Annotated in this window: 8 protein-coding genes and 1 pseudogene; all 9 read right to left on the minus strand. The window is 67.1% G+C overall.

Annotation, left to right across the window (positions count from 1 at the left end; all coding sequences use genetic code 11):
- Positions 1–111, minus strand: a pseudogene (locus tag RQI28_RS19560) (electron transfer flavoprotein subunit beta/FixA family protein); the annotation flags it as partial.
- Between the two features lie 52 nt (positions 112–163).
- Entirely contained in the window at positions 164–1186 is a 1023-nt protein-coding gene (locus RQI28_RS19565; protein WP_311224347.1) for a tripartite tricarboxylate transporter substrate binding protein, read from the minus strand.
- 162 nt (positions 1187–1348) lie between these two features.
- On the minus strand, positions 1349–2356 hold the full coding sequence (locus tag RQI28_RS19570) for a tripartite tricarboxylate transporter substrate binding protein (protein WP_311224346.1): 1008 nt from the start codon (positions 2354–2356) through the stop codon (positions 1349–1351).
- Between the two features lie 92 nt (positions 2357–2448).
- Positions 2449–3705 carry a CoA transferase gene (locus RQI28_RS19575; RefSeq protein WP_311224345.1) on the minus strand — a complete coding sequence of 419 codons (1257 nt, stop codon included), beginning with the start codon at positions 3703–3705 and terminating at the stop codon, positions 2449–2451.
- A 26-nt stretch (positions 3706–3731) separates the two neighbouring features.
- Entirely contained in the window at positions 3732–4541 is an 810-nt protein-coding gene (locus tag RQI28_RS19580) for an oxepin-CoA hydrolase, alternative type (protein WP_311224344.1), read from the minus strand.
- A gap of 21 nt (positions 4542–4562) precedes the next feature.
- Positions 4563–5714 carry an acyl-CoA dehydrogenase family protein gene (locus tag RQI28_RS19585; RefSeq protein ID WP_311224343.1) on the minus strand — a complete coding sequence of 384 codons (1152 nt, stop codon included), beginning with the start codon at positions 5712–5714 and terminating at the stop codon, positions 4563–4565.
- Between the two features lie 4 nt (positions 5715–5718).
- Positions 5719–6915: an acyl-CoA dehydrogenase family protein gene (locus tag RQI28_RS19590; protein ID WP_311224342.1), complete on the minus strand. Its 1197-nt coding sequence runs from the start codon at positions 6913–6915 to the stop codon at positions 5719–5721.
- A 26-nt stretch (positions 6916–6941) separates the two neighbouring features.
- On the minus strand, positions 6942–8138 hold the full coding sequence (locus RQI28_RS19595; RefSeq protein ID WP_311224341.1) for an acetyl-CoA C-acyltransferase: 1197 nt from the start codon (positions 8136–8138) through the stop codon (positions 6942–6944).
- A gap of 149 nt (positions 8139–8287) precedes the next feature.
- On the minus strand, positions 8288–10411 hold the full coding sequence (locus tag RQI28_RS19600; protein ID WP_311224340.1) for a 3-hydroxyacyl-CoA dehydrogenase NAD-binding domain-containing protein: 2124 nt from the start codon (positions 10409–10411) through the stop codon (positions 8288–8290).
- Positions 10412–10514 lie beyond the last annotated feature (103 nt).

Consider the following 10514-nt stretch of genomic DNA (forward strand, 5'->3'; position numbering starts at 1 on the left):
CGGGTTCATGCTCATCTTGACGTTGGCGATGTCTACGCCCGTGCCGTCCGACTTCACTCGGACTTTCACGTTGTAGTCCACCACGCGCTTGACCGGGACCAGGATTTTCATGGGATGTCCTTGATGGAGAGAATGTGAAAAAAGAAGGATGGGGCGGGTCTGCTCACTCCGTGGTGATGCCCTTGTCGCGGATCACCTGGCCCCATTTCGCGTAGTCCTGCTGAATGCGGCGCTCCATGTCCACAGGGTTCTGAAAGTTCGCGATGGCGCCGGCGTTGAGCAGCTTTTCCTGCGTCTCTTTCTCGGCCAGGATCTGCTGCACCTCGCCCGCCAGCTTGTCCACGACGGCCTTGGGCGTGCCGCGCGGCGCCAGCAAACCGCCCCACGACACGGCGTCATAGCCCTTGAATCCCTGCTCGGCGATGGTGGTCACATCGGGCAGCATGGCCACGCGCTGAGGGGAGCCGACGGCGATGGCACGCAGCTTGCCCGCCTGGATGTGCGGCAGCGCAGCCACCAGGTCGGCGTACATGATCGGCACCTGCCCGCCGATGGTGTCGGTGATGGCCGGCACGCCGCCCTTGTAAGGCACGTGCTGCATGTCGAAGCCGCCCATCTGCTTGAGCAGTTCCATGCTGAGATGGCCGAAGCTGCCGGTGCCCGAGCTGGTGTAGTTCAGGGTGGGTTTTTGCGTCTTGGCGTTAGCGATCAACTGGCGCAGATCTTTCACGTCGGGCAGCAGCGACGGGTTCACGACCACCACGATCGGCAGGTCGTACACCGTGGCCACAGGGGTGAAGTCCTTGGTCGTCTCATAACCCGCCTTCCTGTACAGATGCGGGGCGAGCAGCGTCGGTGTGGCCAGCATGAGCAGCGTGTAGCCGTCCGGATCAGCCTTGGCCACCTGCGCCGCAGCGATGGAGCCCGAAGCCCCTGGACGGTTCTCCACCACCACGGGCTGCTTGAGCCGGTCGCCCAGTTTCTGTCCGACGATGCGCGATGCAGTGTCGGTCGGCCCCCCCGCCGGAAAAGGCACCACCAGCTTGATCAGCTTCGAGGGCCAGGCGGGTGCTGGTGCGGCCGTCTGTGCGCCGGCACTGCCGATGAGCAGCGGCGCGGCGGCCAGGGCCAGCAGCATGCGGCGGGTGGTGGGAGCAACTTGGGCGGGGAGGTGGGAACGAGGCATGGAACGAGGTCTCCGTTTTTGAGGGGCAATCGAGAAACAATCAATAAGCAACAAGAAATCGGGCGATGAAAAACGTTCCTTCTCGCGTTCGACAGGCCAAGGCGGCCGCCGCTGCCCGGTGGTCACCAGCCTGCGCCGGCGCATGAGGCGCAGGCGTGCAGGTCAGTCCAGCTTGGCGCCGGCCGATTCGACCAGCGCCTTCCACACCGGCATGTCTCGCTGGTAGTTCGCGCGGAAGGCGTCGGGGCTGTTCATCAGCGGCATGAAGCCGGCGCCAGCAATGCGCTCAAGCACCTTCGGGTCTTTGGCGACTTCGCGCAGGTGCAGCGCGAGCGTGTCCATCACCTCCTTGGGCAGCCCGGCCGGCCCGCCCATCGCCACCCAGCCGAAGATGGAATAGGCATCGTCGGTCAAACCCTGTTCGTGGATGGTGGGCACCTTGGGCAGGATGTCCATGCGCTGCTTGCCGGTCACGCCGATGGCTTTGAGGCGGCCAGAATCGATGAAGGGCTTGGTGTTCTGCGCGCTGGAAAAGCACAGCTGCAGCTGGCCGCCGATCAGGTCCTGGATCATCGGCGCCTCGCCCTTGTAGGCGACGTGGGCCATGTCAGCGTCCTGGGTTCGGCTCATGTAGGCCCCGCCCAGATGCGCATAGGAGCCCACGCCCCAGGAGCCGTACGAAAGCTTGCCACGGTTCGCCTTGGCATAGGCCAGCAGCTCGGCCATGTTGTTCGCCGGCACCGACGGGTGCACCACCAGCGTGACGGGCGCAGCAGCGATCTGCGTGATCAGCGTCAGGTCCTTCTGCGGGTTGTAGGGCAGCTGGGTGTAAAGAAACTGGTTGATCAGCATCGACGTGCTGAGCGAGAGCAGCAGCGTGTGCCCGTCCGGCGCGGCCTTGGCCACCGCGTCGGTGCCCAGAATGCCGGCCGCGCCGCCGCGGTTGTCCACCAGCACCGGCTGGCCCATGCGCTGCGACAGGGCCTCGCCTACGGTGCGGGCAATGATGTCGGTGGCGCCACCAGCATTGAACGGCACGATCAGCCGGATCGGCTTGGTCGGCCACGCGGGCTTGCCTGTTTGCGCCGAGGCCGTGCCCAGCCAACTGCCGCCGCCGAGCGCGGCCAAGCCGTGCAGAACAGCGCGGCGATTGAATCGGGAACCTGTCATGGTGTTGTCTCCTGGGGGTTCTCTCACGGAAGAAAGCCCGCCTCGGTGCGCCGTCTGTGCGGCGTACAGCATCCAAGGCAGGCTGCGAAAAACTAAGGGGCTGGCGGCGCCTCCGGCAACGTGAGCACGCCGCGCTGCTGCAGCTGCTGCAGTTGCTCGTCGCTCATCTGCAAAAGCCGCTGCAGCACCTCGCGCGTGCCCTCGCCCAGCGTGGGCGGCGCATGGCGAATGGGCAGGCGCTGGCCGTCAATGCGATAGGGCGGCGCGAACACCGGCGTGGTGCCCACCACGGGGTGCGGCATGTCTTGCAGCAGGCCGCCACGGCGCGTGCGCTCGCTGGTCAGCGCCTCATGCAGGCCGGCCACCTTGCCGCACGGGATGCCGCAGGCGGTCATGCGCTCGAGCAGCACATCGCGTGGCAACGCACGGATCAGCTCGGTCAGCATCGGACCGATCACCAGGCGGTTCTTGGCGCGCTCGACATTGGTGGCAAAGCGCGGGTCTTCGACGATGTCGGGCCGCTCGATCACCTGGCGGCAGAACTTGTCGAACTGCGCGTTGTTGCCCACGGCGATGATGAGCGGGCCGTCGGCCGCGTCGAACATGCCGTAGGGCACGATGGACGGGTGCGCGTTGCCGTAGCGCTGCGGGTCATGCCCCAGCTGCATGGCGTCCAGCCCGTAGTAGCCGGTGACCATCAGGCCGCAGTCGTACAGCGCCATCTCGATCAACCGGCCCCGGCCCGTGCGTTCGCGCTGGAAGAGCGCCGCCAGCACGGCCTGCGCGGCGTACATGCCGGTCATCAGGTCGACCACGGCCACGCCGAACTTCAGCGGCGGCTGCGAGGCCTCGCCGTTGAGCGCCATCAAGCCTGTCTCACCCTGAATCACCAGGTCGTAGCCGGGGCGCTTGGCCTCGGGGCCGCTGGTGTCGTAGCCCGCCACGGCGCAGTAGATGAGGCCGGGCTTCAGCACCTTAAGCTGCTCGTAGCCCAGGCCCAGCTTCTCGGCGCCCCCGGTCTTGAAGTTGTGAATCACCACGTCGAACTGCGGCAGCAGGTCGTGCACGATCTTGGCGCCCTCGGCGCTTTGCAGATCGAGCGTGACCGACCGCTTGTTGCGGTTCATGCTGTTGTAGTAGGTGGTCTCGGTCTTGCCGATGCGCATGCCCCAGTCGCGCGTGTCATCGCCCCGGCCGGGGTGTTCCACCTTGACGACCTCGGCGCCGAAGTCGGCCAGCACCTGGCCGCACAGCGGGCCGGCGAAGACGCGCGACAGGTCGAGCACGCGCACTCCTTCGAGCGGAAAGTCGGTACCCTGCGACGCGGTAGCGGAGGAAGAATCGTTCATGGCAGTGCTCTCTTGGTAAGGGGGTATCAGGCCGCAGATCCGCGCAGGCGCGTGTAGTCGGGCACGCGCTTTTCCAGAAAAGCGCCAATGCCCTCGCGCGACTCTTCCGTGGCCTGCGACTGCACCATGCTGAGCGCTTCGCTTTCCAGCTGCGCTTCCAGCGAGGCCTGAGGTGCCGCAAGGCACAGCGCCTTGATACGCGCCATGGCTTGCTGCGGCCCGCCCGCCACGCTGGCGGCCAGTGCCACGGCACCCGCCAGCGCCTCGCCCGGCTCGGCCAGGCGGTTGACGGCGCCCAGCGCGTGCAGGCGCTCGCCCGAGATGCGCTCGCCGGTCAGGCACAGCTCGGTCAGCACCTGGCGCGACACGAACTCGGCCAGGAAGGCCGTGGCGCCGCCATCGGGCGTGAGGCCCACCTTCACGTAAGCCACCGAGAACACCGCATTGCGCGCCGCCACCAGCATGTCGCAGGCCAGCGCCAGCGACAGGCCCGCGCCCGCGGCCGCGCCTTCCACGGCGGCGATCACCGGCTTGTCGCTGCCCTGCACCGCGCGGATGAGATCGTGCAGGCCTTCCAGCTTGGCGCGGCGCTCCTCGACCGGCAGGTCGCGCCGCAGGGCCAGCTGGCGCAGATCGCCACCCGCGCAGAAGTGACCGCCCTCGCCGGTGAGCACGATGGCACCCACCGTCGGGTCGACCTGTGCCGCCGACAGAGCGGCCGTGAGCGCGGCATAGAACGCGGGCGACAAGGCGTTGCGCGCAGCCGTGTTGTTGTTGCTCAGCACCAGCACGGCGCCTTCACGGCGCTGCAGCAGGGGCTGGGTTGTCTCCGTCATGGCGGTGTCCTTTTTCTTGTCTTATTGCACGCGGCCGAGCGCCATGTAGCGCGCCAGGTGGTGGTCTTCGTCGCCCAGCTGGTGGTCGATCATGACCAGCCGCTTGGCATAGTGCGCCAGCGGCAATTCCCATGTCATGCCGATGCCGCCGTGCATCTGAATACTCTCTTCGGCCACCAGGGTGCCGATGCGTCCGATGCTGTATTTGGCGGCCGACAGCGCCTTCTCGCGCGCAATGCGGTCTGCGCCGTCGATGGCCGCTGCGGCATTGATGACGGCCGAGCGGGCCTGCTCCACCTCCAGCAGCAGGTCGGCCATGCGGTGCTGCAGCGCCTGAAAGCTGCCGATGGGCACGCCGAACTGCTTACGCGTCTGCAGGTATTCGAGCGTGTACTGCTTGGCCACGTCCATCGCGCCCACGGCTTCGGCGCACAGCGCCAGCAGGCCCCAGCCCACCGCCCGCTCCAGCAGCGCAGCGCCCTCGCCTTCAGTGCCCAACAGCGCGCCGGCTCCCACCACCACCCCATTGAAAGCGAGTTCGGCCACGCGGCCACCGTCGATGCGGCCACGGCCCTGGCGTGTCAGGCCTGCCGCGTTGCCGGGCACGAGAAAGAGCGAGATGCCATCCGCATCGAACGTGCCGCCGCCCGTGCGGGCCGACACCAGCAGCCAGTCGGCGGCATCGCCGAACAGCACCACGCCCTTGGCTCCGTCGATCACCCAGCCGTCACCCGCAGCATGTCCTGAGCGGCGCGCCGTGGTGGTCACGCGGTGCAGCTCGTAGTGGCTGCCCGGCTCGTCATGCGCCAACGCGGCCACTGCCTCGCCCGCCATCAGCGGCGCAAGAACGGCGTCTTTCTGCGCGGCGCTGCCGGCGGCGCTGACCGCGCGGCCGACCATCAGCGCGCCCAGCAGCGGCTCGGCCACCAGGCCACGGCCCAGGCTCTCGAACACCACGCTCACGTCGAAGCCGGCGCCGCCGAAGCCGCCGTCGGCCTCGGGAAACAGCGCGCCGATGGTGCCCAGCTCGGCGAATTGGCGGTACAGGTCGGGGCTGAAACCCTCAGGGCCGTAGGCAACGCGGTTGCGGTGCTCGGTGCCGACCTGCTCCGTGATGAAGCGGTTCAGCGTGTCCGCCAGCATGCGGCGGTCTTCGGTGTGTTCAAAATTCATGGAATCACAAGCCCAAGATCATCTTGGAGATGATGTTTTTCTGGATTTCGTTGGAGCCGCCGAAGATCGACAGCTTGCGGTAGTTGAAATAGTGGGCCGCTGCGGCCGCTGCGCCGTCCGGCCCGATGGCCTCGTCCTCGTGGCCTGCATGCAGCGCCTCTTCCTCAAAAGGCAGCGCATACGGACCCATCGCACGGCGGGTGAGCGACAAAATCTCCTGGCGAATCTCGGTGCCGCGAATCTTCAGCATGGAGCTTTCCGCGCCCGGCACGCCGCCGCCTGCCACGGCGGCGATCACGCGCAGGTTCGTGGTCTTCATGTTCTCCAGGTCGATCTCCACCTTGGCCAGCCGCGCGGCGAAGAGCGGGTCTTGCGCCAGCGGTTGGCCGTTGCACTGCACCGTGGCAGCCACCTGCTTCAACTTTTCCAGCGCGGCTACCGAGAAGCCCACGCCCGCGATGTTGGTGCGTTCGTAGGTCAGCAAATACTTGGCGTAGGTCCAGCCCTTGTTCTCTTCGCCCACCAGGTTCTCGGCAGGCACCCGCACGTCGGTGAAGAACACCTCGTTGACTTCGTGCTCGCCGTCCAGCGTGATGATGGGCCGCACCTCCACGCCGGGCGCGTTCATGTCCACCAGCAGAAAGCTGATGCCCGCCTGCGCCTTGGCTTCGCGGTTGGTGCGCACCAGGCAGAAGATCATGTTGGCGTGCTGGCCCAGCGTGGTCCAGGTCTTCTGGCCGTTGACGATGTAGTGGTCGCCTTGGCTGACCGCGGTGGTCTTGACCGAGGCCAGGTCCGAGCCCGAGCCCGGCTCGGAATAGCCCTGGCACCACCAGTCGGAGCCGTTCAGGATGCGCGGCAGCCAATGGCTTTTCTGCGCCTCGTTGCCGTACTTGATGAGCACCGGCCCCAGCATGTTCACGCCGAAGGGCACGATGCGCGGGGCGCCGGCCAGCGCGCATTCGTTCTCGAAGATGAACTTCTCGATGGCGCTCCAGCCCGGGCCGCCGTACTGCTCGGGCCAATGGTTGGCCAGCCAGCCGCGCGCGTTGAGGATGGCGTGCCAGCGCTCCAGGTCGGCCTTGTCCATGCGCAGGCCGGCCTTGACCTTGTGCGCCAAGTCGGCGGGCAGCTGTTCTTTCAGGAAGGCCTGTACCTCAGCGCGGAAAGCCTGTTCCTGGGGGGTGAATTGCAGATCCATGTCTTGGGGTTCCGTCGTCTTTTTCTTCAGTAAATCTCGAACAGCCCGGCCGCGCCCATGCCGCCGGCAATGCACATCGTCACCACGCCCCAGCGCACGCGTTGGCCCTGCGCCTTGCGGCGCCGCCCTTCCAGCAGGATGTGGCCGGCCAGGCGCGCGCCCGTCATGCCGAACGGGTGGCCGATGGAGATCGCGCCGCCGTTGACGTTGAGCCGCTCGTTCGGAATGCCCAGCCGGCGCTGGCAATACAGCGCCTGCGATGCGAAGGCTTCGTTCAGCTCCCACAGGTCGATGTCATCCACGGCCAGGCCGTGGCGCGCCAGCAGCTTCGGCACGGCGAACACCGGGCCGATGCCCATCTCGTCGGGCTCGCAGCCGGCCACGGCCAGGCCGCGGAAGGCGCCCAGCGGCGCCAGGCCCAGGCGCTCGGCCTCCTTTGCTTCCATCAGCACGCAGGCGGAAGATCCATCGGACAGCTGCGACGCGTTGCCGGCCGTGACGAACTGACCCGGCCCCTTCACGGGTTCCAGCTTGCGCAAGGCCTCGAACGTGGTCGATGGGCGGTTGCAGTTGTCTTTCGTGGCCATCACGTCGCGCAGGGTGACCTCGCCCGTGTCCTTGTTCTTCTCGGCCATGCGGGTGGCGCAGGCGATGATTTCGTCGTCGAACACGCCGCGCTCCTGCGCTGCGGCCGTGCGCTGCTGGCTCTGCAGCGAAAACGCGTCCTGGTCGTCGCGCGAGATGCCGTAGCGGTGCGCCACGATGTCGGCCGTGTCGATCATGGCCATGAACAGGTCGGGTTGGTGCTCGACCAGCCACGGGTCCATGTCGGTGGGCAGGTTGTTGCCGGGGCGAATGCCCGAGATGCTTTCCACGCCGCCCGCGATCATGGCCGGCACGCCCTCGGCCACGATGCGCCCGGCCGCGATGGCGATGGACTGCAGTCCCGAGGCGCAATAGCGCGTGACCGTGGTGCCCGCCACCGACAGCGGCAGCCCCGCGCGCAGCACGGTCTGGCGGCCCAGGTTGCGGCCCTGAAAGCCGTCGGGGTTGCCGCAGCCCAGGATCAGGTCTTCGAACATTGCCGGGTCCACGCCCGAGCGTTCGACCGCCGCCGTCACGGAAAACGCCGCCAGCTGCGCGGCGGGCGTGACGTTGAATTCGCCGCGGTGCGACTTGGCCAGCGGCGTGCGGGCAGTGGAAACGATGACGGCTTCGCGCATGGTGTGTCCTTATGTCTCTGTGTGTGTTTTTGCTATTGATTCAGTAGCTGGTAGCGCTTTATATATAAGCATTTCAGATATAAAACCATCTGAAACCCTTTAAATACAAGCGCTAGCAGCTCCTATTTTTGCAGCAAACCGTTCAGCAGTTATGCCGCAGCGGCCTGGTTCAGGCTGTCGAAGTTCCTGCCCTCGGCGACCAGCTTTTCCAGCAGCGGCGCGGGTTGCCAGAACAGCGGGTCTTGCTGCGCGAACTCGCGGATGTCCGCCAGGATCTGCGGCAGGCCGACCGTGTCGGCGTAGTGCATCGGCCCGCCGCGAAAGCGCGGAAAGCCGTAGCCCGACAGGAACGTCACGTCCACATCCAGCGGCCGCAGCGCGATGCCTTCATCCACCACCTTGGCACCTTCGTTGACCATCGCGGCCATGTAGCGGCGCATGATTTCCTGGGGAGTGAAGCTGCGCGGCGTGATGCCTTTCTTCGCGCGCTCGGCTTGGGCGATGGCCAGCACCTCCGGGTCGGGCTGGCCCGTGCGGGCGCCGTCGGGGTACAGGTAAAAGCCGCGCCCGGTCTTCTGGCCGAACCAGCCGCGCTCGCAGATGCGGTCGGCAATCTCCACATAGCGCGCCTTCGGGTCGCGCGTGGCGGCCCGGCGCTTTCGCGTAGCCCAGCCGATGTCGCCGCCCGCCAGGTCGGTCACCTGAAACGGCCCCATCGGGTAGCCAAAGCCGCGCACCGCCGCGTCGATGTCGTACGGCGAGGCGCCGTCTTCCATCAACGCATCGGCCGCCTGCTTGTAGACGGCCAGGATGCGGTTGCCGATGAAGCCGTCGCACACGCCGGCGCGCACCGGCACTTTCTTCAGCTTCTTGGCCAGCTCGAAGGCGGTGGCGACCACGTCGGCGCTGACCTTGGCGGGCACCACGATCTCCAGCAGCTTCATGATGTTGGCGGGACTGAAAAAGTGCAGACCAACCACGTCCTGCGGGCGCTGCGTGGCGGCGGCAATGGCGTCGATGTCGAGGTACGAGGTGTTGGTGGCCAGCACGGCGCCGGGCTTGCAGACGCGGTCCAGCTCGCGGAAGACGGCCTTTTTGACTTCGAGGTCTTCGAACACGGCTTCGATCACCAGGTCGGCCTGCGCGACGTCTTCGTAGCGCGTGCTGCCGGCATAGCGCGCCATCACGGCGGCCTTGGCATCGGGCGTCATGCGGCCCTTGGCGATCAGGCCGTCGTAGACCTTTTCGACATGCGCGCGGCCCCGCGCCAGCGAGGCGTCGCCCTGCTCGATCATCGTGACCGGCAGGCCCGCATCCAGCGCCGACACGGTGATGCCCGCGCCCATGGTGCCGCCGCCGATGACGGCGATGGCAGCCACCGGGCGCGGCGCGGCGGCTTTCGCCTCGGGCACCTTGGCCACTTCGCGCTCGGCGAAGAAGGCGTGGATGAGGCCGGCGCGCTGCGGGCTGGCGATGCATTCGAGGAACAGCGCCCGCTCGCGCGCCATGCCTTCGTCAAAAGGCAATTCGACCGCCGCACGCACGCATTCGACGATCTTCAAAGGCGAGAACAGACCGCGCGACTTCTTGGCGGTGTCGGCGGCCAGCGCGTCCAGATCGGCGAGCGCAGCGGCCTTGTCGGAAATAGTGAGGTCGCGCGTGCGGCGCACCGGCGCCTGCGTGGCCAGCAGTTCCTGCACATACGCCAGGCCGGCGGCGACGGGGTCGGTGCCTTCCGCCAGCCGGTCGACCAGGCCAGCCGCACGCGCGGCCTTGGCATTCAGGGGCTTGCCGCTCAGCATCAGTTCGGCCGCGGGCTTCACACCCATCAGGCGCGGCGCGCGCTGCGTGCCGCCGGCGCCGGGCAGCAGGCCCAGGTTCACCTCGGGCAAGCCCAGTTGGGCGGCGGGCAAGGCCAGGCGGTAGTGGGCCGCCAGCGCCACTTCCAGCCCGCCACCCAGCGCTGCGCCGTGGATGGCAGCGACGACGGGCTTGGCGCACGATTCGATCCGGTGGCACACCTCGGGCAGCGACGGCGGGACGGCCGGCTTGCCGAATTCGCGGATGTCGGCCCCGGCGATGAAGGCCTTGCCTTCGCCCACGATCAGCACCGCCTTCACGCTGGCCTGCGCGTCGGCGTGCTCCATGGCCGCCAGCAGCCCTTGGCGCACGGCCGCGCCTAGCGCGTTGACGGGCGGGTTGTGGATGCTGACCACCAACACCCCTTGCTGCTCGCGCAGTTGAACGACGGACCCGGTCGCTTCAGACGTCATGCATTGGTCTCCTGATTGTTTCGTAGTGGCTCTTGGACCACCCACGACCATTCTTGCGGCGACAATGTTTTCTGACAATCCCATCAATCATTGACAGACTGTC

The sequence above is a fragment of the Acidovorax sp. WCS2018Noco2-16 genome, from assembly GCF_031843945.1.
Lineage (GTDB): Bacteria > Pseudomonadota > Gammaproteobacteria > Burkholderiales > Burkholderiaceae_C > Paracidovorax.

What these genes read in the sequence shown, in the direction of transcription:
- RQI28_RS19600 (WP_311224340.1), bottom strand. Translation starts at nt 10,411, where the DNA reads ATGACGTCTGAAGCGACCGGGTCCGTCGTTCAACTGCGCGAGCAGCAA.
- RQI28_RS19590 (WP_311224342.1), bottom strand. Translation starts at nt 6,915, where the DNA reads ATGGATCTGCAATTCACCCCCCAGGAACAGGCTTTCCGCGCTGAGGTA.
- RQI28_RS19565 (WP_311224347.1), bottom strand. Translation starts at nt 1,186, where the DNA reads ATGCCTCGTTCCCACCTCCCCGCCCAAGTTGCTCCCACCACCCGCCGC.
- RQI28_RS19580 (WP_311224344.1), bottom strand. Translation starts at nt 4,541, where the DNA reads ATGACGGAGACAACCCAGCCCCTGCTGCAGCGCCGTGAAGGCGCCGTG.
- RQI28_RS19585 (WP_311224343.1), bottom strand. Translation starts at nt 5,714, where the DNA reads ATGAATTTTGAACACACCGAAGACCGCCGCATGCTGGCGGACACGCTG.
- RQI28_RS19575 (WP_311224345.1), bottom strand. Translation starts at nt 3,705, where the DNA reads ATGAACGATTCTTCCTCCGCTACCGCGTCGCAGGGTACCGACTTTCCG.
- RQI28_RS19595 (WP_311224341.1), bottom strand. Translation starts at nt 8,138, where the DNA reads ATGCGCGAAGCCGTCATCGTTTCCACTGCCCGCACGCCGCTGGCCAAG.
- RQI28_RS19570 (WP_311224346.1), bottom strand. Translation starts at nt 2,356, where the DNA reads ATGACAGGTTCCCGATTCAATCGCCGCGCTGTTCTGCACGGCTTGGCC.